The organism is Arthrobacter sp. K5 (assembly GCF_040448525.1).
Taxonomy (GTDB): Bacteria; Actinomycetota; Actinomycetes; order Actinomycetales; family Micrococcaceae; genus Arthrobacter; species Arthrobacter globiformis.
In genome coordinates, this window is the sequence record NZ_CP159280.1 from 182,548 (window position 1) to 206,014 (window position 23,467).

Annotated in this window: 21 protein-coding genes; 5 read left to right on the top strand and 16 right to left on the bottom strand. The window is 62.8% G+C overall.

Annotated elements, in window-relative coordinates:
- Positions 1-1,032 precede the first annotated feature (1,032 nt).
- A complete protein-coding gene (locus ABRP34_RS23215) occupies positions 1,033-3,258 on the top strand; it encodes a hypothetical protein (RefSeq protein WP_353713471.1) in 2,226 nt (741 codons plus the stop codon).
- A gap of 286 nt (positions 3,259-3,544) precedes the next feature.
- Here the strand turns inward: ABRP34_RS23215 and ABRP34_RS23220 are convergent, their stop codons facing one another.
- The 11 genes from ABRP34_RS23220 to ABRP34_RS23270 form a co-directional block, all read right to left on the bottom strand.
- Entirely contained in the window at positions 3,545-3,982 is a 438-nt protein-coding gene (locus tag ABRP34_RS23220) for a DUF4913 domain-containing protein (RefSeq protein ID WP_353713472.1), read from the bottom strand.
- Positions 3,972-5,765, bottom strand: coding sequence for a TraM recognition domain-containing protein (locus ABRP34_RS23225; protein ID WP_353713473.1), 1,794 nt, complete (start codon positions 5,763-5,765; stop codon positions 3,972-3,974). Before ABRP34_RS23225 ends, ABRP34_RS23220 begins: the two co-directional genes overlap by 11 nt.
- Entirely contained in the window at positions 5,762-7,345 is a 1,584-nt protein-coding gene (locus tag ABRP34_RS23230) for a DUF87 domain-containing protein (protein WP_353713474.1), read from the bottom strand. The genes ABRP34_RS23225 and ABRP34_RS23230 overlap by 4 nt, the downstream gene beginning before the upstream one ends.
- Positions 7,345-8,853, bottom strand: coding sequence for an SCO6880 family protein (locus ABRP34_RS23235; protein WP_353713475.1), 1,509 nt, complete (start codon positions 8,851-8,853; stop codon positions 7,345-7,347). Before ABRP34_RS23235 ends, ABRP34_RS23230 begins: the two co-directional genes overlap by 1 nt.
- On the bottom strand, positions 8,840-10,072 hold the full coding sequence (locus tag ABRP34_RS23240) for a hypothetical protein (protein ID WP_353713476.1): 1,233 nt from the start codon (positions 10,070-10,072) through the stop codon (positions 8,840-8,842). Before ABRP34_RS23240 ends, ABRP34_RS23235 begins: the two co-directional genes overlap by 14 nt.
- A 70-nt stretch (positions 10,073-10,142) precedes the next feature.
- Positions 10,143-10,895 (bottom strand): hypothetical protein, encoded by a 753-nt coding sequence (locus tag ABRP34_RS23245; RefSeq protein ID WP_353713477.1) that lies wholly within the window; start codon positions 10,893-10,895, stop codon positions 10,143-10,145.
- 27 nt (positions 10,896-10,922) lie between these two features.
- On the bottom strand, positions 10,923-11,192 hold the full coding sequence (locus ABRP34_RS23250; protein ID WP_353713478.1) for a hypothetical protein: 270 nt from the start codon (positions 11,190-11,192) through the stop codon (positions 10,923-10,925).
- Between the two features lie 11 nt (positions 11,193-11,203).
- Positions 11,204-11,809, bottom strand: coding sequence for a DUF6668 family protein (locus ABRP34_RS23255; protein WP_353713479.1), 606 nt, complete (start codon positions 11,807-11,809; stop codon positions 11,204-11,206).
- Positions 11,810-11,846: 37 nt separating this feature from the next.
- Complete coding sequence (locus tag ABRP34_RS23260; protein ID WP_353713480.1) at positions 11,847-13,313, bottom strand: chromosome partitioning protein ParA; 1,467 nt, start codon at positions 13,311-13,313, stop codon at positions 11,847-11,849.
- Between the two features lie 38 nt (positions 13,314-13,351).
- Positions 13,352-13,867, bottom strand: a complete 516-nt coding sequence (locus ABRP34_RS23265) for a hypothetical protein (RefSeq protein ID WP_353713481.1) — start codon at positions 13,865-13,867, stop codon at positions 13,352-13,354.
- Positions 13,864-14,934: a CHAP domain-containing protein gene (locus ABRP34_RS23270; protein ID WP_353713482.1), complete on the bottom strand. Its 1,071-nt coding sequence runs from the start codon at positions 14,932-14,934 to the stop codon at positions 13,864-13,866. The genes ABRP34_RS23265 and ABRP34_RS23270 overlap by 4 nt, the downstream gene beginning before the upstream one ends.
- 177 nt (positions 14,935-15,111) lie before the next feature.
- On the opposite strand from ABRP34_RS23270, the gene ABRP34_RS23275 reads away from it, so the two are divergent.
- On the top strand, positions 15,112-16,263 hold the full coding sequence (locus ABRP34_RS23275; protein WP_353713483.1) for an alpha/beta fold hydrolase: 1,152 nt from the start codon (positions 15,112-15,114) through the stop codon (positions 16,261-16,263).
- Here ABRP34_RS23275 and ABRP34_RS23280 read toward each other — a convergent pair.
- The 3 genes from ABRP34_RS23280 to ABRP34_RS23290 are packed head-to-tail and all read right to left on the bottom strand — an operon-like array spanning position 16,260 to position 18,077.
- A complete protein-coding gene (locus ABRP34_RS23280; protein WP_353713484.1) occupies positions 16,260-17,171 on the bottom strand; it encodes a hypothetical protein in 912 nt (303 codons plus the stop codon). The two genes, ABRP34_RS23275 and ABRP34_RS23280, sit on opposite strands and share 4 nt — an antisense overlap.
- Positions 17,172-17,177: 6 nt before the next feature.
- Positions 17,178-17,624 carry a hypothetical protein gene (locus tag ABRP34_RS23285; RefSeq protein WP_353713485.1) on the bottom strand — a complete coding sequence of 149 codons (447 nt, stop codon included), beginning with the start codon at positions 17,622-17,624 and terminating at the stop codon, positions 17,178-17,180.
- Positions 17,625-18,077, bottom strand: coding sequence for a hypothetical protein (locus tag ABRP34_RS23290; protein ID WP_353713486.1), 453 nt, complete (start codon positions 18,075-18,077; stop codon positions 17,625-17,627). It lies immediately after the preceding gene.
- Between the two features lie 239 nt (positions 18,078-18,316).
- Here ABRP34_RS23290 and ABRP34_RS23295 point away from each other — a divergent pair, with 239 nt between their 5' ends.
- The 3 genes from ABRP34_RS23295 to ABRP34_RS23305 all read left to right on the top strand — a co-directional run bounded on the left by ABRP34_RS23295 (position 18,317) and on the right by ABRP34_RS23305 (position 21,004).
- Positions 18,317-18,529, top strand: a complete 213-nt coding sequence (locus ABRP34_RS23295; RefSeq protein WP_353713487.1) for a hypothetical protein — start codon at positions 18,317-18,319, stop codon at positions 18,527-18,529.
- A 192-nt stretch (positions 18,530-18,721) separates the two neighbouring features.
- Complete coding sequence (locus ABRP34_RS23300) at positions 18,722-18,958, top strand: hypothetical protein (RefSeq protein ID WP_011776892.1); 237 nt, start codon at positions 18,722-18,724, stop codon at positions 18,956-18,958.
- Between the two features lie 204 nt (positions 18,959-19,162).
- The gene (locus tag ABRP34_RS23305) at positions 19,163-21,004 is read left to right on the top strand and encodes a helix-turn-helix domain-containing protein (protein ID WP_353713488.1); all 1,842 of its coding nucleotides are present in this window, start codon (positions 19,163-19,165) and stop codon (positions 21,002-21,004) included.
- A 188-nt stretch (positions 21,005-21,192) separates the two neighbouring features.
- On the opposite strand, the gene ABRP34_RS23310 is transcribed toward ABRP34_RS23305, so the two are convergent.
- Together ABRP34_RS23310 and ABRP34_RS23315 are read right to left on the bottom strand one after the other, a co-directional pair.
- Complete coding sequence (locus tag ABRP34_RS23310) at positions 21,193-21,945, bottom strand: hypothetical protein (protein WP_353713489.1); 753 nt, start codon at positions 21,943-21,945, stop codon at positions 21,193-21,195.
- Complete coding sequence (locus ABRP34_RS23315) at positions 21,942-22,883, bottom strand: ParA family protein (RefSeq protein ID WP_353713490.1); 942 nt, start codon at positions 22,881-22,883, stop codon at positions 21,942-21,944. Before ABRP34_RS23315 ends, ABRP34_RS23310 begins: the two co-directional genes overlap by 4 nt.
- Positions 22,884-23,467 lie beyond the last annotated feature (584 nt).

A 23,467-nucleotide genomic window follows, 5' to 3' on the forward strand; every position in this document is an offset into this window, starting at 1 on the left:
AAGATTTGGGGATCTAGTGAATTCACGTACAACTAACAGCCTCATTACGGCCTCCTATGTGGCTTTCACAATCGGTTTCGGTGCAGTCATGGCGGATCTCACCATGCCGGGGTGGGACCCTCCAATCTGGTCTAGCTTGTGCGCTCTGCTACTCATGGCCCCCGTGCCTCTCGCACTTGTCGGGTGGGTCAGGCGCTATGGGGCACAACATGTACCGGAGGCCGAGCCGGACTCCTTGCTTGGAGTGGCATCCTTTCTGTTGACTGCCATTGCGTTCTTCGCAGTTCCCGTTCTAAACAAAAAACCTGAACCAGATGTAGACGGATGGACACTGTTCGGAGCCGTGCTTGGGTTGATCCTAAGTGCTGTCAGCTTTCAACGCGGACTAACTCATCCAGGGGCCGCACTGCCGACTGCACGTCGCGAACTACGCGAGTGGAAGAAACGCTGTAGAAAGTCGGAGCGACTGGCCCAGACGATAATCTCCCTGAACGCCCAACTTGCCAACTGTTCCCCAGCCCAAGCCCAGAGCTTGAAGAGTCAGCTATCTTCAAAACTGAACGAGCTTGATAGTCACTTAGGGCAGCCGCTGCCCTAGTCTTGTTCCGCCAGGCACTTGGTCAGCAAGAAACATGGACTCCTGTTCGTGCCGAAGCCCCACTATGAAGACGTGGCTTAAAGGGCCGCAGAACGGCTCGTGGAAGAGCGAATAGCGATAGTCCCCTTTGGGATGGGAACCTCGCCCGCTGGTAGCAGTGGATGATGCTCCTATAGGCCCGGTACAGGCCGCCCATATTCGGGCACACTGCCTTCCAAGCCCTCTCGCCGGCGAGTTAGCCATGGGGTAGACCACGGTCTGGAGGCCGTTTCCGGCCTCTGACGCCGTCCTGTCACCTCTGTTTTGGATGACACGACAGGCATGACTCCCCGCGCCACGATGGAACTTTTATCCAACGAACGGATGAATATCTGGCCGTTTGCCTGTATGAATGAAGCAACTTCCCGCCACCCCGACAGGAGGTGCGGGAAACCGTGCCAAAACCCCCCGCCCGGACCATGAGGACAGCATCTGCCATCACCGCCGCTGTGCTGGCAGCTTCGCTCAACACAGCGACCCCCGCACTGGCCCAGCCGACGCCAACCCGGACGCCGACAGCCGTAACGGCAGCCCTCACACAGACGCAGCAGCGGCAGCAGATCGCAACCCTCTTCAACACAGTCAACGCGACGCGCGCCCAAAACGGTTTCAAGCCTCTGAAGTTCGGCGCCGCCGCCACAGCAGTGCTTCAGGACTTCGTGGACCATCCCGGGCAGGACCCAGCCGGTCCGGATTCGCTGGAGTTCAGCAAACGCATCCGCGGACACAGCGGCTACGAGCACTACGAGGCAGCACCCACAACGTGGTGGTGGGAATGGAACGCCTTCACCATCCAGTCAGGCATGAGCGTCATCGGCATGGTCTCCGGCACGGATTCGATGCATGCGGTCGGCTACAAGTACGTCACCCCTCCGGCAGAAACCTTCGACACCGCCGATGAATACTTCGCCTACATGGACCGCACCCAGGTCAGCGGACCTGCCCCCACGGTGAGCGGTGACCCCGTCTGGGGCGGAACCCTCAACGTTGCTCCCGGCACCTGGCCTGAGGGCACAGGCTTCGCCTACCAGTGGTTCTACACGAACGAGTACGGGTATAGCTGGCAGGTGAACAACGAGGACCACGCGCCCGCGAATTCGATCTTCATCTCCGACGTGGACATGCGCAGGAAACTCTCCGTGCGGGTGGCCGCAACACTCCCCGGCTACCGCGACAACGTCATGTTCGTCGACGCCTCCGACTTCATCGCCGTCCCCGGCTACGTCCAGGGCCCTGCGACTGTCGCTACCACGGGATTCGCCGAACCCGGCGGCACCCTCATCGCTAACCCCGGGATCTGGGAAGCGGGCACGACACTGATGTACCAGTGGCTCAACGGCTCGGGTTACCCGCTCGACGGCGAGACTGGCAAGACGTTCACCTTCCCCGTGGACGGCGGCCCGGCGACCAGCACGGTGAGCGTTCGGGTCACCGGTTCCAAGGTCGGCAAACGGGACACCTCGGTCACCTCCCCGCAGACGGCCGTCACGGACCTGAACACCACCCGGCCCTTCGTCCTGGTCGGCAATCCGTTCGTGGACCTACGCGGCGGCGACGCCGAGGTCGGCGAAATCCTCAACGGCTACGACAACGCCTGGCTCACCGGCACAGTCCTCACCCGGCAATGGAAGCGTGACGGCGTCGCAGTCGCCGGAGCCACGACCGATAAGTACACACTCACAGCGGCAGATATCGGGCACACCATCACTTTCGTCGTCACTGGTAGCCGCCCCGGTTACACGGCCAGGACTGTGTCCTCCGAACCGACCACCATCATCGTGGCCCGCCGCCCCCAGGTGCAGAACACGGCAGCGCCCCGTTTGACCGGCACCGGACTGGCCGGCAAAGCTATCTCCGCCTCGTCCGGAACCTGGACACCCGGCACCAAACTTGCGTACCAGTGGTTCTCGGTCGACGGTGTGACCACCGCCCCGATCACCGGCGCGACAGGCACCAGCTACACACCGCCCGCAGCCTCGCACGGCCGCTACGTCTACTTGCAGATCACCGGGACCCTGGGCGGATACGATCCGAAGCAGGTCCGCACAGCCAACTCGCCGAAGATCTCCAAGAACGTCGTGATCGCTCCGTACATCGTTAATAAGACCTGGTACGCCGGGGATCTGATCACCGCCGGTGTCTGGAACAGCGGCGCCAGGCTGACCTACCAGTGGAAGCGGAACGGGGTCGCCATCCCCGGTGCCACCGCTGCCAGCTACAGGCTGGGCCTGGCCGACCTCGGGAAAATCATCACCCTTACGGTGGCCGGTTCGCTGGCGGGCTATCCGACGGCAACGGCGTCGTCCACCCCGACTACCAGGATCGCCCAGCGGTCCATCATCATGTCCGCGCGGCCTACCACCAGTTGGGGCATCGGCCGCACCTATCCGAAGGTTGGGCAGACGGTGAGGATCGTCAGTGCAGGCCGCTGGTCGACTGGAGCGAAATCCTACTATCAGTGGAAGCTCAACGGTGTCCCTATCAAGGGCGCCACCGGCACCTCATACTTTGTGCCTTCCGCGGCTGCCGGAAAATTCCTAACGGTCACGGTGACCGCGAAGATCCCGTATTGGAGGGATGCCTCCACGACAACAGCACCGGCTCCCGTGTTGTGGCGCTAACCGCCGAATCATCCCGAACGGTCACCGCCTGACAATCAGCCAGAGAGGGGGGCCGGGACCATCCCCGTACATAGTGGGCATGGAAATACTCAGCCGTTCGGGCCGGACCCCCGCTTCAACCTTCCGACCTCCGGACACGAGCGCGGTGTTGAGACTTTCGGTCTTAATTGTTCGTTCGCCGACAGCGACGCTGGGCGCGCATAGATCCCAACTCGACATTGAAATGGGGCAGGGCAGCAGCATTGCCTTAGGTGCAGCAGCACTGCCTTAGGTTGAGCAGATTTTCTTACGCAGGCTGGGTCCGTACGTCTGGGAACCATCCGTCCGGTGCTTTCTTTGGTTCCAGGTGTTCGGGGTCGCGGTGTTCTTTCATGTCGCAGTTGTAGAAGGGGCCTTGTGGGTCGAGGAGGACGCGCATGTGGTGGTCTGCGTGGTCGCGCCACCAGACGCTCATTCCGGTGGCTGGGTCGAGACGCAGGTGTTCCCAGGCTCGCCACAGGGCGGCTATGCGCGAGACGGCTTCGGGGTGGAAGTACCACTGGATGCACCATTTGGCTGATTTGCCGGTGACGCTGCGGACGTATGTGGGCAGCAGCTGTTCATGCAGGAATTCTTCGGCCGAGCCGTACACGAGCTCCGGTGCCATTTCCTTGCTCTCGCCGTCGCTCTTGCCGGGAGTCGGTGCCGGGGTGTCTGTGTCGAACAATCCGAAATCATCTGCCATGGCTGACTGCATCCTTGCCTGTGATCCAGGGGTTCGCGGTCGTCGCAGCCGATACCGGGACTGGCTCTTCTTCGGGCTGTGGGCTGTATTTGTTGATGGATGCCTCCACGGCGTCTTTGTGCGGGCCGGTGTACCAGGGGAGTGTACGGACCAGGGTGGCGGGTGCGCCGGAGGCGAGCACGACGGCGCGGCCGCGGTCCAGTTCGGCGAGGTTGGAGACGTCGAAGATGCGTTCCTTGGCCTCCTGTCGGGATCGGCTGGAGCCGGACCTGCCGGAGGATGCGGAGACGTTGATGTAGCTGTAGTCCCCGATGAGGTCCGAGAGTGCCCGGAGGAAGCCTTCCTCTGCGACGCCGCCGCCGTAGACTTTGACGTTCGCGGCCGACCAGATTTTCCGCATGTTCGCCTCCCCCCACAGCTCGACGCCTTGGGACCATGACTGCAGGATGCCCATGACGATCAGTCCCTTGGAACCGTAGTGGCTGAACTGGTCCGGCAGGGCTGCCCAGCGGACGACGTTGGCCAGCTCGTCCAGGGCGAACAGCGCCGGCTTGGGCAACCGGCCGCCGCTGCGCTCGGCGCGTTCTTCCATGGCCTCGGCGATGGCCACGGTCAGGGCGGTGGTGAGCGGGGCGGCGGAGCCGGCCCCTTCCTTGGAAAGGATGTAGATGGTCTCCTGCGAGGCGGCGAAGGCGTGCGGGTTGAACAGACGCCGGCGGTCCGTTGCTACAGTCGCGCCGCCGGTAGGGGCGACCCAGCGCAGCGTGTTCCTGCTTTTGAGGCACTGGACCATCTTCTCGGCGGTGCCGAAGATACCGTCGCGCTGTTTGTCGGCAAGTTCCAGGGTTGATTCCAGGCCTTTGTACTGCAGCTCGTAATCGTGCTGTTTAAGGATGTTGATGGGTTCCCGGTTCACCTGCTCGGTCACCCACAGGTAGACCTGCGTGATGGGCAGGTTCCCGAGCGCGGCGGCGAGGAAGTACGAGGAAAGAATGTCCTCGGCTTTGGGGTCGAAGTAGGCATCGGGTTTGGATCCGGGGACCCGTGAGCCGGACGAGAAGTGCTGGGTGAGCTTGTAGGCCTTCTCTTCGTCGGTGACGTAGGCGAGCGGGTTCCACCACCAGTCCGGTTCTTCCTGGGCGATCTTCTGCGGGTCGAACACCCACACCGGTGCCGTGGCCTCGCGGACGCCGCGGGTGCCGTCCACGACGTCCCGTTTGTTCGAGGTTGAGACTACGGCGCCGGGGGCGTCGAGGATGGCGGGGATCACCCGGGAGGTCGATTTACCGGTCCGGGGTCCCCAGATATCGAGGCTGAGGTCTTCCCACGACTGGATGAACTTCTGGCCGGTGGAGACCACCTTGCCGACGACGATCCCGGGACTGCCCGTCACGCCCAACCGTTCCGCTTTGGCGGCGGCACCCTTCTCGGAGAACGGGGCCAGCGATTTTCCCCGGCCCAGGTACGGGGCGGCTTTGTCGACACGGGCACGCTGGGACGAGCCCTTCCTCCAGGCCACGAGCACGACGAGGGCCACGGCCAGGAGCAGGCCGGCCATGACGCAGGCGGCTACCGTGGCCTGCGTGGGCCAAGGAACCCTTCCTTTGATGAGCCCTGCGATCAGGTCGATCGGATGGGCCGGAGGTGCCTGGATGCCGGCCATCCAGGAGCCTAGGTGGGCGGCCCCGTAGGTCCCGCCGCCAAAGATCACGACGAACGCGATGCCCAGCCAGACCAGCAGCGCGTCACCGAGGCCTATTCCTTTACGGTTCCGTGCGCTCACAGGGTCCCTCCTTCAATGGGCTCTGGAGCTTCCGGCTCCATAAGCGTCTTTGGGTGCCATTTGGTGTTGGTGTCGTTCAGTCCCCCGTCCCGTTCGAGGGAGGTCAGCCCGATCTGGACGGGGATGCCCGGGCGGCCGCCGACCTTGATCAGGAACTTCCCCCGGCCCGGGGGTTCGACGTCGACGCCGCGCGAATCCCACGCGGGCGGGTCCTGCCAGGAAATGAGCTTTTGCTGTTCCTGCCGGGACAACGGGATCGCGGAGGTCAGCAGGCGCATTTCCGAGGCCGGCAGGCCGCCGCAGATCACCATGCCCGAACGCTCCACGAAGCCGCGGGCCTTCATCCGGTCCTCCTCAGCAGGCAGTGCCAGAAGGTCGGACATGGTGTGGGAAATCATGATCTGCCCGACCCCTACAGACCGGTTCAACCGGGTCAGGGCATCGACTCGATCGACCATGCCCTTGCCCGAGCGCAGCGCCCGCCACAGCTCGTCCAGGACCACGAAGTAGTTCCTGCGCGGCTCCAGGTCCGCGTCGGCGAGGGCGTTGGCGACGTTCACGGTCCCGAACCCGTAAGACCAGCACGCCAGCAGCACCGCGGCCTGCAGATCAGTCTCGGTCTCATCGATGCTGGAGACATCAAATACCACGGCCCGGTCGCGCCGCATGGGGTTGGTAGTCTGCCGGGAGAAGATCTCTCCGAGCTTCCCTCCCCCGGTCAGGCCCAGCAGGGTCGCTTCCAGCGCCCGCGTCTCCCGCAGGTAGACGCTCCTGTCGCCGCGGTCCAGGGCGACCTCGCGCAACTCAGCCGGGGCGGACACGATCACGTCGAGCAGGTCTTTCAGGACCGGGATCCCATCGAACCGGTCATCGAGGACCCGCAGCGCCCGGTCCAGGATCGTCTGCTCCTGGTCGGTAGGCGGGTTGTTCCTGCTGATCGTGATCAGCGAGACGACCATGTTCAGCCGGCGGCCATGCGCGTCGGCCCGAACCCGGGCAGCGGCAGCGTGATGACCGTCAGCTTCGAGGAGCCCGGCGGCCTCGACGGCCTGGCCGGGATCGAGGATGTTCAGGTAACCGACACCGCGGCCCAGGCAAATGACCTGCCCGCCGAGGGCCTGGACGGCTTTGATGTGCTCGCCCTTCAAATCCCCGAGCACGAGCGGGTGGACGCCTTGGGCGGACAGGCCGAGGAACATCCGGCGCACCAGCGTGGACTTTCCCAGCCCGGGTTTGCCGAGGATGAAGGCGGAAGGGTTGGAGATGAGCCGGGCGCGCTGGAACCAGCTGATCGGGTCACAGCACACCGTGGCCTGGGTTTCTTCGTGCCGGCCCAGCGGGACGCCGATCATGGGCGAGGACGCGCCGGAGGAAAACGGCCACAACCCGCAGACCTGGATGGTGGTTCCCCGGTATTCCGTCACGGACGGGACGAGCTGCGCCATGCCACCGCCGCGTCCGGGCCAGCCGCGGGCACCCGGCCCGGCCTCGCGGGACTCCTGCTTCTCAACGTTCGGGGCGGGCTTTGCCGGGCCAGCAGTTCTCCTGGAGAGACGGGCGAAAAGCTTCATGTGGGCCATTACAGGGCGTCCTTGATTTCGGAGGGCAGCATGCTGTGTTTGGGCAGGACCAGTCCCAGCGGCAGGGAAGCAGCGAAGGCGGTGTCCTGCGCGCCGTAGGCGCGGCGCAGCAGTACGCGGGCGGTACCGGAGGTCTGTTCAATGGCGGCCACGGCATCGGGGAGGCGTTCCCTGTCGGTGACGGTGGCGGTGACGACCATGCCGAAGTTCACCAGCCCGGCGCCCTGGGCTTCCTCGGCCGCTGTCTGGGCAGCGGATCGGGCATCGACCAGGGCACGGGCGCTGGGACGGGTCCCGGAGGTGATGCGGACGTTGGCGTTGTTCTGGTCCCGCTCGACCACGGCAGCGGCCCGGGCCGAATCCATCGGCCGGTACAGCAGGGAGACCCGCTTGCGGTCGATATCGCCGTGCGGGGCCAGCAACCGGGACAGGACTGAGGAGTTCACGGACCCGCGCGGGGCTCCCGTCATGGTCCAGGACGCCGAGAACGCGGAATCGTGCCGGTAGTCCTCCCAGTTCGCCTGTGCCGCGGTGGGTCCTGCCTCACCCCAGGTCAGGGAAACCGGGGACCCGGCGGCGTGGGCTTCATCAATGATCAGCGCAGCGGGGGGATCATAGGCGACCCGGACGACCTCGCAGAGTTCCTGCGCCGTCATCGGACGGGCGATACCGGCGCCGGTGGACTGCAGGCGCGCTGACAGGCCGGGGATGCGGGCGGCGAGGTCACGTGCCACGTCTTCCGGTGTGCGCTTCTTCGCCCCGGCCCGAAGGGCGGCGTTGAAGGTCAGGGACACCCAAGCGCGGACCGTGGCCGATCCTTCCGGATAGGTGTTCACGACCTCGTGCAGGATCGCCTGGGCAAAGTCCGGTGCGCCAGGGTCGATGTTCATGTCCACTTCGTTCCGCAGCCGGTACCCGGAGTCCGGGGCGGTTTCCACCGTGACGGCCGCAGCGTCCAGTCCGGCCTCGTCGGCCAGGCCGGCGAGCCAGCCGCCCCAGTTCGCCACCCAGGCATCGACCTGTTCCGGGTCCACCAGTGAGGCGCCGTCAGGTTCGGTGGAGAAGATCACGGTGAAGTGGCTCGTGGCCGGGACGTGGAGCATGGCGAACGGGCGCTTGTAGGAATCGGTGAACTCGTAGAGGGTCGACTTCGCGGCAAGGCCGGGGAGCTGGTACATGCCCCATCGCGTGACGCCCAGCGGGCCGGAACGGTAAAGGTTCGTCCCGGTGGATCTGGAGATCCGGAAGCTCATCCGGGTGCCGAAGCGGTCGACGACGGACTGGCCGTGCTTGTCCTTGACCGTCAGCAACAGGACGCTGACCCCGGCCAGGGCCAGAACGCCCAGCCCAATGAGAAGGCCCCAGATGGCGAAGCTGATGATGCCCATCAACAGCCCAGCCATGACAATTCCGGTGCCGATGGCACCGAGGTTGCCCAGTCCGGCAGAGCGCGGGATGCGCCAGTTCCCGTAGGACGGTTCCTTGTACTCGGTGTTAATTGCTGCCACTGGGGCCCTCCCCGGTTGAATCCTGTGCGGTTTTTTCGATGGCCTGCGACGTCCTGGACGCCACCTGCGCGCCCACAGTTACGGCCGTGCCGGCTGGACCGGCTGCGGCTGTTGCCCCGCTGGCTCCGGTTGCTGCACGAGCAGTGCCTGCTGAGGCCCCGGCTCCTGCCATGCCCGCCTTACCTTCGGCTGCGGTGCCGGCAGCTCCGCCAGGCCCCGTGGCACCGGGCATGGGTTGGCCTCCCCCGCCTCGCGGGCCAGGCGTTCCGTCACTGCCCTTCGGCGCGTCACCGGCATCGGGGCTGCGTGTGCCGGACGTGCTGGTTGTGCTCGCCGGGATGGGGGCGGCATTGCCGCGTCCGCTGCCACCGCGGCCCAGGGAAACAGCGCCAGTGGCCAGGGCCCCAACCGCGGCTCCTGCCCCTGCTCCCCCGCCGGAAGCGACGGCGGCCACCATCGGTGTGACGAACCGCATCAAGGCCGGCAGGGCGAACAAGGCCACGATCATCAAGGTGAAACCGGTGATAGTGCCGACAATGGCATCCCTGCCGTCCTTCTTGTCCATGAGGAGAAACGCGACCGAGTACACGGTGGCCGCTGCCGGTTTGTAGAGGATGAAGGCGATTGTCCAACCGACGGCCTTTTGGAACCATTGCCGGCCCATCTCCGTGTTCGTGAAAGCGGCCGTGGTGGGCAAGATGCCCGCCAGGATCACCAACATGCCGCTGCGAACGACCATCAGGATGATCTGGACGAGGGAAGCAATCAAGCCGATCAGGCCCAGAACAATGAGGACAAACACGCCGATGCCTGTCTGACCTGTCACGACAAGGATTTTCATGGATTCGGCAAAGCCCTTGCCGTCCGTGGACCGCTCGATGATGGCGGCCGAAAATGCATCGGCGGCGATGACGAGAATCGAGATGACTCCCAAGCCAAGCCCAGAGACCAGTGTGAGCGTGATGAGGGAACGGAGCAGATCTTTCAGGGGTGCTCCGCGCTGTTCCCAGATCATACGAAAGCCCCCGGTAATGACTGCGAGAACTGCCAGCGTCAGGGTCCAGGTCATCAGTTCGCTGTTCACCATAGACACGACAGAGCTCGGCTGAGTTCCGTCTTCGCTCGTGAGGTTCACCGCGGGCATGGAGACCCAGAACGTGGACAGTGTTGTCACCATCTGGCTCATGCCCTCCATGATGGCCTTGGCCATGTTGCCCATAGCGTCGTCAGCCAGATCAGATACGGCGGCGCCAACTCCGCAACCAACGTCCAGAAAGCCGCAAGCCATTTCAGACCCCGGCCCATAGGATCAGGCCACTCAGGTCCCTGATCTGTGTGGGACCCATGAAGGTGACGCCATCATCTGCTGGCTTCACTTTCCAATCTCCCTCCATCCAACGCATGGACAACGTCAGCCGAGCCAATGCACCCTTATCTGTCTCAAAGGCAAGGTCGATATTTGCTTCGGCAGGCGTGTAGGACTTCATGAGAAAACCACGCACCTGGATGGGAGTGCTTGAGCCTGCGGTACCGGAGCCAGCAGCAACTTCGCGCATCGCTGCGTCTCTACCAGCACCGGGAACAAGCAGCTTGTCAGCTAGCTTTTGCTGCAGCTCGGTGGAACCGGAAGAGCCCAGAGCGGCGACATTCATTGCTGCATACAACGCCCCGGTCGGGGAATGCGCAAAGCAAGACCGAAAACCACTTTCATCGGTTGTGCCCGGTCCGATTGTCTTCGGATCGGTGGGCGTGGCTATGCGTCCCACAAGCTCCCAGTTTGATTTTGGCGCACTTCCCAGCGCTGTTTCCGACGAGGCAGGCAGTCCGCAAACACTCTTGCCAGCTTCAGCCGAAGCGCTGGGACTGGCTGCCGGACTACCGGACGGTGCTGTTGGGGCCGGCTGTGAATTGGCGGATCCTTTGGGAAGCAGGAAGATGACGACGGTTGCTGCGATCAGCGCGATCACCAGCGCGGCGGCGATGATGAAACCGGGCTTGGTGAACGGGTTGCTTGCGGTGGTGCGCTCTGTTGATTGGCTCATGGGGGACCTCCCGTTGCTGGTGCAGGCTTAGACGAAGGCGCGGACGATGCCCGAAGAGCCGCTGATGATGATGCAGCCCATAAGGACCCAGCCGAGCTTTCCGATGGCTTGGGCGCCCTCGCCGCGCTGGAGCTGGATGACCATGCCGATGCCGACGATGATGACGCCCAGGACCCCGAGGATGAGGCCGATACCGGAGGCCCAGTTCAGGATGGTCAGCAGTCCGCCAGCCTGGTCGGGGACGGTCGGGGTGGGGTCGGGGATGACGCTTGCTGCACGGGCGGAGAAGGAGTTCATGGTGGGACCTTTCAATTGGTGGTGCTTGGTCGGGTGGCCAGAACGGTGATGTCGTTGATGAAGCATTGGTACTCGCGGGCCGGCGGCGCCGTGGATTCCCCGTGCCGCCAGGCCTCTACCCAGGGCAACCTCCATAGGCGGGGTGCTCCCCCGCCGACGATGGCGGCTAAGTCTCGGAGCGCTTTGGGAGTCTTCCCTGGTGCGTCGGCCAGGATGGCCAGGCCGAGCAGATCGACCTCCGGCGCCGCCCCTGATGCCCATTGGGTCAGTACGCCCCTGGCGGCTGTGAGGCCGTGCATGTCGGCCCGGCAAACCAGCAGCACGCTTGGCCTGCTGCCGTCCTGCAGGACGGGCCAGCAGTGATCGGTGACGCTGGCCCCGTCGAGGAGGCCAGCGATTCGGCTTTCACCGGATCCACCGTGGGCGCCCGTGATCCAGACTGCTGCCGTACCTGACATGGTGCGCCGGCCCAGGCAGTCTGCGGCGTCGGGTTCGACCATTCCACGCAGCGGCGCAGTTATCACTGCGACAGGGGGTAGGTGTTCGGACGGTGCTGGCTCGGCCGCGTCTTGAGCGATAGTTGGGCTGGTGATCCAGGGGTTCAGGGACTGTTGCATGTTCCTCCTCTCAGGGTCCGTTGGGGGTTGGGTTGTCTTAGAAGCCGTGGGCGACGGCGGCCGCTGCGGCCAGCCACGCCCGCTGGGTGGCAGGCTGAAGTGCCTCGTGGCGGATCGGGCCGTTCACCAAAGCCGGGTCGTAAGGAATGCGGACGACGGCACGGACGAACGGCTCAAAGCCGTCCGCGATCCGTTGTGCCTCGGCCTTGGCGCGCTTAAGGGCCTCCCCGGTCATGCTGCGTTTGGCGTCGGTGGATTCGGAGACGATTACGACGGCGTTGCGTGCCAGTTCGGCGTCGTGGCCTCCGCGGGATTCGAGGGTCTGGAGGGTCAGTCGGGCTGCTTCGGCGCGGTCCTCGATCGCCGTCACGGGCACGACGAGCTGGTTGGTGTGGTCGATCATCCGTCGCCAGTTCGCTGCCCGGGCGGTGTTGCCCGAGTCCATGACCACCAGCCGGTAGTAGCGGGTGAGGACCTGGTGGGCGATGTCGACTTCTTCGGCGGTGACTTCGTGGTCGCCTTCTTCGTTTTCGTCTGAGCGCAGCACGTCGAACTTGTCGGCGGTCTGATGGTGGACGAACTTGGCGATCTCGGCAGCGTTCGTTGACGGTGAGAGGAGTTCGGTGGAGGCATCGATCAGGTCCAGGACGCTCCGGTCATGGGCGCCCTTTTCCGTCCGCCAACCCAGGGTGCCCTGGGATTCGTTGTTGTCCCAGGCGACGGTCGCGGCCCCGCTATAGCGGGCGAGGATGGCCGAGAGCATGACGACGGTAGGGGTCTTGTTCGCCCCGCCCTTACGGTTGACCACGGCAATGGTCCTGGGACCGGGCCAGTGCTGGCTGACAGTGCTCACATCCTCCCGCTCAGAGAGTTCGTCGGCGGAGGGGTCCATCCGGAAGCCAAGGCGCGTAAGCGCTCCCCGCCAACCACGTGTGGCCGGTTCCAGAATGGGGGCGCTTACCAGGAATGAAGTTTCCTTCAGGTTGCGCCGGGTCGGAGCCGTGGTCTCAGCGGTGACAGCCGTTTGCGTTTTCCGGGCCGCCGGTGTCTGTCTGGACTCTGATGAGGCAGGGCCGGGTGGCCACGTCTGATGGTCCACCGTGGCGACAGGCGCAGCCGCGGGTTCTCCCGGGGTGGCCACAGGCTCAGTTGCAGGAGGCGGGACGGTACGAGTGACGATGGGAGCGGAGGTCTTTGTAGTGAGTGCTTCTGCTCGGCGCTGGGCGGGGTGTGTCTCGTAAGAGACAGATTCGATCCTGCTGTCCGGGTGCACGATCAGTTCGCCGTGCCCTTCGGGATCCTCGATCCGGACCCTGACAGGTCTTTGCAGTGTCTGGGCTTCGCCCACGACAAGGGCAAGGGCTTTGTTGCGGAGGTCCTGCAGCGATTCCCCGTCAGGAACGAGACGGGAGTTACCCGCGACGACGACCTCGGCCGTGCCGTTGTCGCGGACGATGGCCCTGATCTTTGGAAATGCCAGGACTTCGGTGGGTGCGGTAGCCATGAACTTCTTCCTTTACGTGAGATACACAGGTGCGGGGCTTAGGAGGATGGGGGTGTGAGCCGGTTGACCTTCCACGGGGCTTCCTTGTCCGTGCGCAGCAGCTGCAGCGTGTAGGTCCCGGCGTTGGTGGGGACCGCGGCCAGGACCCCGTAGCCGTTGGCTTCATCCACGCTCAGCGTGGCCGGCCCCACGCGGTTGGCCGGGACGTTGGCCGGGTCAACTGCCGAGTAGTCGGCGGTGGCCTGCGGTGTCAGCCAACGGGCCAGATCGTTGGCCCACTGCTTTTGATCCACGGCAGGGCGGGCAAAGTCAGCCATCGCCTGTTCAGCTACTTCCATGGCCCTGTCCCTGCTGGCCTGATCCCAGCCAATGCTTGTGGTGGCCGGGGCTGTGCCGCCGGGTGCCTGGGGGCCGCTGTTGGCGCTCAGCGAGACCGGCGCGGAGGCGGCTGGGGAACTGCCCGCTGATTCTGCCGGTGCTGGCATTGTCCTCGCTGGCGGTGCGCACGCAGCGCACAGCAGAGCCACGGCGATGAGGGCCAGGGGTGTTTTCACTTCTTCTCCTCTGGAGTGGGCAGGTACAGGAAAGCGGAGGGGACGGTGCTGCGGACGGTCCGGGTGTAGTAGTTGTGGTCATCGGGGGGCGGATTGCCGTTGTAACCCTCTTCGACGTAGGTCCCGTCGGCCTGGACTTTCTTCACCACGCCAACGTGACCGAATCTCGGGTCCGCTCCCCCGACGCCGGGGGCGTACCAGACGACCGCCCCGACCCGCGGAGTGGTTCCGGTGGGCCAGCCCTTGGCGTCCCAGCCGGCTTTCCACGTCACGGCAGAACCCAACCGTTCCCCGTCCGGACGGAATGTGCCATTGAGGAACTTGAACGGTGCGCTGATGGAGCCCATCTGCTGGTTCACCCGCCACAGCGCGAAGTCCACACACTCGCGGTAGTACATATTCAGGGGCGAAGTACTGACGTCGTTCGCCCCCACCTGCGACCAAGTAGGCGAGTCTTTCCAGGGATAGTCATCCCCGGCACCGGACTGCCCCGGAATGGCGCAGCCGCTGCCTTCCAGGGAGAGCTTCCCGTCTGAGAGTGCCTGGACGAGTTTGACGGCCTCGGGCCAGTACTTCCGGTAGTGGTACGGGTCGGCGTTGCGCTGCACCTTGCTCGCGGCGATGGTCGGCTCCAGCAGCTCCCACCCCTCAACGGCCTGCAGGGCCCTAACAAAGTTCGTCGCACTGATGGCGGGGTCCATGCGGTCTGCATAGGAGCCCCACGCGCCGTTGCCGCGCTGCTGGAACAACCCGCGAGAGTCAGGGCCGGCTCCGTCACCGTAGTCCAGCACGCGCAGCCCGGACTCCCCCAGGGCGACCATGACGCTGACCATCTGGCCCTTCCGGGGCAATTTCAGCGCCTTGCCGGCGTCCATGATCAGCGCAGCATTTTTCAACTGCTCTTGGGAATAGCCATCGACGCCGTTGATCGCCACTGAGACGGTCGGGCCGCAGTCGGCAGCGGCGGGTTTCGCCGGGGCAAGGAGTAAGAGTACGGAAAAGAGCAGCCCGAACAAGAGGCTGGGAACCACGATCAGCGCCACGAGGCCAAGTGACTTCCGCTGCATGTGAATCCCCCTTCGAGCCGCAGGCGTCAACTGGCTCGCTCAAAACAATACATGCGTGTAGTGAACATGTGCAATGCTTGTAGTGGATACGCATTGTCCATGTGCATTCCCTTAGGGGACGTTACGATGATTTGGCTTCGTTGCTCTTCCTGGATCGGCGCTGGAGGGTGAGACCTAATGCTGACGACACGGCACGGCCTGGCCTGCCTGGCGTTCCTTGTACCCACGGCCGCACTATCTGGATTCGCGGTTGTCATGGCCCGCAAAATCGTTAAACGGGGACCAAAGGACTACCGTCGGGCCGAACTGACAAGTGATGGCCACAGAGTCCGCATCGATTTGGACGACTACACCAAAGCCCCTGGTGACTTTGGAGTGTTCGATCCTGTGGCAGAGCGCTACACGAGAGTCGGTGAGGTCACGCTGATCGACGAGGATCGAAAGTACGTGGAACGCCGGATTCATAGGCCGGACTCCGGGCCGGCGTCCCTGGGGCCCGTGGTCGATTGGACCCCCGATGTGTTCTTCGAACCCTCTGCGGTGGCCGGACGGTTCGAAGAGGTACACATCCCCACCGCGTACGGCGCGGCGCCTGCATGGCTATTCCAAGGAAAGAAGAAGGACACGTGGGTGATCCATATCCATGGCAGCTGGACGGACCGCTCGATCATGTTCCGGGACGTACACGCTTTCAGTCCCTTGGGATTCACCTCCTTGGTTCCCTCATTCCGTAGCGACCAGGAGGTGAGCCCACCACAGGCCGAATCGAGCCATCTTGGGCAAACCGAATGGCGTGACGTGGAAAGCGCCGTGGCCTACGCCGTGGCTCATGGAGCGAGGCGAATCATCCTCTCGGGCTGGTCAATGGGTGGGACCATTGCCCTGCTCACAGCGGAGCGCAGCGTCCACCGGGACCGGATATTCGGCATCGTCCTGGTAGGCCCGGTCACGAGCTGGCGTAAGACCATAACAGCGGGGGCAGCGCGCGCAGGTGTGCCGGCGGTAGGGGCAGGCCTTGTCATGTCCCTACTGCAGGCTCCCCCGTTCGCGAAGATGCTCGGGCTGGAGGAACCGATCAACTTCAATGCACTTGAATGGGTCGATGCACCCAACCGGGTGTCTGTCCCGACGCTGGTCTTGCACTCCAGCGCAGATCAAGAGGTTCCCTGGGAGATCTCAGCGGCGTTCCAACGCGCGAATCCTGACACCGTCACCCTGATTCCCCTACCTGAGGCGCACCATACCCAGGAGTGGAATGCCTCGCCTCGCACCTTCACCGACGAACTCACGAGTTGGATCAGCAAAACGATCCTGACTGAGCAGGGCTAGCTTTGCGCGTCCAGCTTGGTCTCAATTTGGCTGATTCTGCCTTGAACAGACTCCGGGAACGTCGTCATGTTCCCCCGCTGGTAGTTGTGCAGAACAATGAGGCTTTTGTAAACGCCATTTTCGAGCGTTTCGTTGAAGAGGTCCCACGCCGGACTGACTCGTGAGTGATCTGCATTTACCCGGATCCTCAACGCAGTAAGCCAAAGCGCATCGATCATCCAGAGACGCAACTTCGGGAGCTGCTTCGACAGGAAAAGAATCAGCCACCCCGCAGCCGTCACCGAGAGGCCTGCATAGAAAAGACGGTCAAACCAAGATCCGATCGCTTGGGCGAAGGCATGCCAGGGCGAGAAATGGAACAGCAGCACGTACGTAATGTGGCACGAGCAAGCCGCCGCAACCACGAGCAGGCCCGCTGAGAATGTTGCGTACAGGCCCCTCGCCTTGTGGCGAAGCATGTAGATAATCCTGAGCACGGTGAATAGCAACGCGAGCATGTACGTGCCGCTGTACGCGGCAGTTGCGAGCTGGTCCATCCGGTAATCAATGAAGCCCGCAGCCGTTGGAGCTTTGTCCTCAATCAGGGCGAAGCTGACAATCATGATGGGAATGCTCAGCAACGGAGCGTAGTAAGTCCACCTGACTGGTACGTTCGCTAACCGCCGCACGCTGTCGTTGAAGAAGAAGATCGCCAGCAGCGCGAAGATGGCTTGAAGCAGGTTCGTCACGTTGACGCCACCGAGGTAGCTGTCGATGGCCGCTAGCGGTGTAACCGTTCCCAAGACATAAAGCGCCGCGAGGCCGAACATCGATGCCAGCCACGACGCCCGGGATTCCGCCACCTTGACCACCGAGGGGATCCGAAGGAGGCATAGGGCACTCAGCAGCGCAAAGAGCAACTGTTTCATGGTCTATCAGAGGAAAGGATCAGGATCGGACGAGCTGCGTGGACGGGTCTTCTTCGACATCTCGAAAGCGAAATCCTCTACCCACCGTTCGACAGGATGATTCGGAACGGACCGGCAGCTGACACTAATTGCGTCCGCGGTTTCCCGTAGCATCTCTTCCGAGAGATCCGGCAGAGCCAAGGGAGTCCGAAAGCTCTCCAAATAGATGTGCCCGAGCTCGTGATAGATGCAGTGAAGTTTGTACTGCTGCGACTTCTGCGGTGGGAAATAGACGTTAATACGATCTTCAAAGTCGGCTTTGAAGGCCGTCAGCGCACCCCAGGACTCCTGGAACTCGATTAGATTGATCGGCTTCTCGCAGATCACGGCGAGGCGATCGACAACTTCCTTCATCGACGTCGTGCCGTCACCGCACAACTCCCGAACCTTGTCCTGAACCGGTGGGAGCGTCATTCACTCTTCCTCTTCGCCGTTCATCGACGCATCGATAATCCTGGTGATCGTCCTCAGCATTTCTGGCGAGGTGGCCCCCAGGTTTCTCGCTGCAAAGTTCTTCACCTTTAGCTTCCGCATCTGCACAAGGAACTCCATACGCGCTTCCACTTCAGGAGGAGTCTCACTGTTGAGGTCACACAGATAACTAGCTGGTACGGCAAAAACGTACTCAGCTATGCCCTTCAGCAGTTCTTGATCTGTCACCAGGCTTCCAGTGCCATTGATCAAGTAGGACCACCGCGTCCGCGACAGGTGGATTCCGTGGGCGGAAAGTGCTTCTTCGACATGCGGGTACGTGAGCGCAGTGTTGTTATCGGACTCCCAGATATCGACCAGGATGCCCATGCGGTCCGCTAGCCGCTCTTTCTTCTGTTGCTGCGTAAGAAACACGCTGCGGCCCCCATTTGCCATCTATACAGCTCCTTAGCCGTAGCTCAGCTACTTGTGTAGACCGCCACACAGATCAGGCGGGCAGCTGACACAAAATGTTACCCGATGCCTACCGGAGGGTACAGGCAGTGAGTTGTGCATGTGCGGAGCATGTATGTAGTCTGTCGCTTGCTTGGTCTTTTTTGAAGGAGCAACCGGTGACGCCTTAGCAGAATCTGTATCTCTACAGGTTCTGCTGAAACCGAAGTGAGGGTGATGATATGGACGAATACCGTCCACCCAAGCTGATCGGCAAGAAGGCGCCACTGAACTGCCTTGTGCTCCCAAATCAGCACCACGCCGCCTGGAAGGCGACACAGCGGTACAACATGTCCTTCGGTGCGTACGTCGGCGCTCTGATAGACCGCGCGGAAGGACGTCCGAACAAGCTTGATGGGATGCAACAGGGGGCATTGCCTATCGAAGAGTCGTAGGACGCCGAAAAGCGTCACGTCACAAAGACGACACGCTCCCGTTTTCTGAAAACAAATCCCCAGAGGGCTGCTGGGCCGGTGATAGTTTCGGACCAACCGCAAAGGATCATCCAGTGATCCCGCGGGGCGGGCACCACAACGATGAAGCTGTAGCCGCTTAGGCGGCGGCTACAAAATCAAAGGACACAGCAAATGACGGCAGTAGCAGTAAATCGAGGCGGCGGGCGTCCCAGCAAGGGGCTGCGTAAGTTCATTGGTTTTCGCTCACCCGAACCTACCGCTGACGGTATCGCTAAAGTGGCAGCGCACAAGGGCCTGACCGTTACGGAATACCTTCTGTCCGTTGTCGAGCCACGCCTCAAAGAAGACCTAGCCGCACTTGACCAGGACGACTACCAGCAGGAGCTGCCCATTCGCATCGCCTCATAACACAAAAGAAGGCCCGTACTAAGACGGGCCTTCGAAGCTTGAGACTCACCATCTGGATTGCTTGCCGGCGGATCAGATTGTAAGTCGTGGAGGGCCCTAACAGGCCATCCCTTGTGTTGCTATGAAACCGATCTGGCAGGATCGGCCCTTTTTGGTACCTCAATCCCCGAAAGGATTACCCACATCGTACATCAGCACATCTCCGTGCTTCCAGCATGCCCAGCTTTAGGCGTGTCGAACCAACGCGACAGCCCGGCTGCCGTTTGGGCAGCCCTGGCACCCCTGCTAGCCGGCCAGCCCAGAATGCGCCTTTCTCGCGATGCAGGCAAAACATATCCGCAAAAGCACGAACGGAACTTAACGGAAGCGCTTCCCTCGCTTCCTGCGGCTGTGAGGATCTTCGGGAAAGATGGCACATGTGCAGCCATCTTTCTCGACTTTGACTCCTCCGTAGCAGGCCTGGACCGGGTTCAGGCGGACGTCCGCTCCGTTCAGGCCTGGCTGCACTCGGTCGGTGCCCGCTGGATTGAGGACTACTCTCCGAACGGCGGCCGCCACGTCTACGTCCCACTGGCGCGGCGGATCACGTTCTCTGAAGCGCGTGATCTTGTCGAGGCGCTGGGCACCCGGTACCTGACCCTAGACAAGACCCCTCACCAAAACCTGCTCCACGGCTGCATGCGAACCCCCGGATCACCGCACAAGCGCGGCGGCCACCAGGAACTGGCGATGAGCCTATCCATGGCCTACGACATCGTCCGCCGGCCCAATAACGCCTCCGTCTGGGCGGCCATGACCAACGACCTGGCCGCTGAGATCAAGGCCGTCCGCGCGCTCCGGCAGGATGAGACCTTCACTCCGGCGACCTCCGACGCACCCGCCATCAACGAGCCCGTGGGGCGCATGTCCCGGACCATGCAGGTGCTCGCCCAGACCGGCATGTACGACACCAACAGATACGCCTCTGACTCCGAGGCGCGCCAGGCCGTCATCCTCAGTGCTGCGGCCGCCGGTCTCGAGCTCGTGGATGTGGAGCGCCGGATGCTGCAGGGAACCTGGCCCGGATTGGCCTCCTTCTATGCCCGCTATGCAGCCCGCCACCGATTCACGTCACTGCGCCGCGACTGGATGAGCGCCCTCAGCTACTTGAGCAAAAGGACGGTCCAAACCGACCGGAATGACAATGTCCGCAGATCCCCCACAAGCCAGCCATCTACACAGGCGGTAGGGGTAAAGGGTTCAACCCAAATTTCAAACCCCGATGCGGAGCATCGGTTTATTCGGACCTGGCGAAGTGCTCTAAGGATCAAGGAGGTGAACTACCAGCACCCCAGGTCTGGTATGGCCCGGCGAATGGTGTTGAGGGCTTTGGGGGAAGCAGCGCACATGTCGGCATCTCGTTTTGTTGAATTCGGCGTCCGGTCCATTGCCGTGGCCACTGGCCTTGACCACACGACCGTTGCGCTGCATCTAAGGGAGCTGCGTGCGGAGAAGGATCCCCTGGTTACCTTGGTTGAAGAGGCTAGGGGCACTAAGGGCGATCTATACATGCTCACCGTGCCCGAAGAGTTGAAGACAGCGGCCGAGGATGCTAGCTGGCAGAAGGGGAAAATCCACTCCCTCCGCCCGGTTTTCCGTGAGCTGGGGCTGCCGGCCGCGTTCGTCTACGAAGCGCTTGAGCACTCCCCCGCGATGCCGACAGCTGAGATTGTGCGGATCACCCGGCTGTCTCGTTCTGCGGTCCACGAAGCCCTGGAAGTCCTCGCCGCCTGGAACCTGGTCGTCCGCAGTCCCAGCCGGGCCTGGTCAATTGTAGCCGGGACATCGCTGAAACAGCTCGCCGAACAATTCGGGGTCTTCGAAGCGGTTGCCCTCCAATTACAGCGCTACCGCAATGATCGGATCATCTGGCGGGAATGGCTCGCCAAGAACGTCAACACCGTGCCGGAGCTGCTTTCCCCCGACGAAGACTATCCATGGGAGATGTTCGAGGGGCCACCCGATGAATGGTCACTGTCCGCCATGGCCTTCAACAGAACGGGATGAGGGTCAGTGCCAAAGGGGGCATGCGAGTTGTGTGCCCATTCCCCCCGTCTGCACTCCTTGACGGGTGGATGCGGCTGGCCGGCGCATCCACTTCCCAGGCGCAACTTTGACACTCTCTGTTTCGTGCCATAACTCATGCCATAAGAACTATTGGAAGACAAGCCATGCCTGTCGCAGGTGGTCCAGCATCACTCCCCCGCAGGCTGTCCCGTTTGGATATGAAGCTTGAAGACGACCGAGACGAGCGCGCTGCGTGAGGGTGCGTCGAACTCGGTGACCTTTTCATCCAGCCAGGCAACCTGCAGCCCATCGAGGCGCAGCTGGATCTGGATTCCGGCCTCTCCCCGTTTACGCGCAGCGCGGCGGGGCATGCCGGAGCTCGTCAGCGTGGTCTCGGGAGTGAACTCCTTGGCGATCTGCTCGTCATCGACGGCTTCGAAGGCGTCAATTAACAGGTCCGCGTACGTGGTCCGCTCCTGGTAGACGGCATCCTTGACCCGTGCCAGGAGCGCCGGTGGCAGGTACACCCCGACGTTGCGCAGCGCCCCGGGAACCAGCTCGGAGGCTTTGGTCGCGTTAGTAGCTTTCTTGGCAGCAGGCTGCTGCCGCGTGGTGGCCTTTGGGGCCTTGACGGATGTAGGCGTGGGCTCCGCCCGCTCTCCTGCCGCCTCAAGGGGCGCCTCCTCAACATTTGCATGCTCAGCGGGCCGCCTATCCGTCTGCGGCTGCTCAGTAGGTACCTGCGTGTCAGTGGGCTCGGGTGCAGCTGTTGGCGGCACCTGGACAAGTTCCCGGGCCGGTGCCTCTACGGACTCTCCGGTTTTGGGTTCCGGCGCAGGCGCGCCCCTCCCCCGCTTCGGAGCCAGCAACCCTTGTAGTGCTGCACCGCGGGCAGGCGCTACAGGTGCGAATGCCCCGGCAAGGCTCTGTCGGCCGCTCATGCTTCGTTCCCGCTTTCGATCTCGTTCAGTCGGGCGAGGATCTCGCCGGTCAGCTGCTCGTACTCTTCAGCGAGTCCCCCGGCGTTGCGCGAGAAGAAGCCGTCCGCGGGCTTCTCCCCCGCCCGAAGCGCCTTTAGGCGGTTCTTCTGAGCGTCGGTAACGGCACCTTCAAGTTCGTGGAAGAGCAGGCCTTTGCGGCGGGCGTCCGCGCTTGCGCTCTCCAGGTTCCTGATGCGGGTTGCGAAGACCGGGGCGACGGTGCCGAGCATTTCTTCCAAGGTGTCCCGGACGCTGCGTTCGAGGCGCATGGAGCGCGGGCCGACACCGAACAGGACGATGCCCGCCAACTGCAGGGACGGGTTCCGGTCACGTACAGCCATGAAGCGGCGTGCGATGCGTTCGACACCATCGATGCTCGCATCATCGGAACGGGTAGGAATGACGACTGCACTGGAGATCGCGAAGGCGCCTTCTACGAGGATCCGCTCCCCCGGGGGGGTGTCGATCAGGATCAAGTCGTAATCGTCTGCCAGCGGGGCCAGGACGGCGTAGAGCATGTCGCCGAAGTCGCCGGCATCGGAGCGGCTGGAGCGGGACACCATTAAGCCCTGGATGTCTTCGAGGTCCTGGCCGCCCGGGATGACGTCCAGGTTTTCCCGCACGTCGCGCAGGATCATCGGCGGCGTCCCGGCGATCAGGGCCTGGAAGAATTCCCTCCCTGTCTGCCGGTCGTATCCGAGGTCGCGGGCCAGGTCACCCTGCGGGTCAAGGTCGATCAGCAACACACGGGAGCCAGCCAGCGCGACGTACCCGCCAACGTTGGCTGCGGTGGTCGTCTTGCCGACTCCGCCTTTGCCGTTCGCCAGGGAGATGACACGGTCAATGGCCCGTGTTGCCTGGGGTTTCGGGGGTACGGGGGTTTGCAGTGATCGTGCCATCGGCCGGCGACTCTCCTACTTGGTGGGTTGCATGTTGTCCTGCTGTCGACCCTATGTGCACTCCTCTTGGAATGCTGGCAATGACACGCATAAGAGGGATCACAGTGCGTAGAGTAGGGCGATTCACCGCACTTCACGTTATACGTATGGCGGGATGTAAAGCCCTGTGCCCTACCTTATTTCAAAGTCGAAGTTCCATTGATGTCTCAATGTCATCGCACGTTGACACTATTGCCGGACGGCCCGTGTGGGTTTTCATTGCGCATCCCATAAGCCATCCAGTGGTTTTTCCTGCATCTTTAGTAGCTCGTCCTCGTCTGGGATATACAGCGTAGTCACTTATTGACACACATATTGTGCTTATGGTGGGCCTTTAGGCCTCGCATGAGACAGGCATAATGGCAAGACTTCCGGTTAGTTCTCTAACAAGCGCTATACTCTGGCGTCCAATAGGAGCTATGGCATGTGTTATGGCGTGAATGTTTGTTGGTTCGAAAATGGCCTTCATAACCTATGTCGCAACAAGGAGCACGGTTGCGCCTGCCGGGCCTACGGTCATGTTAACCGGGGAGCCCGGAGGCCGC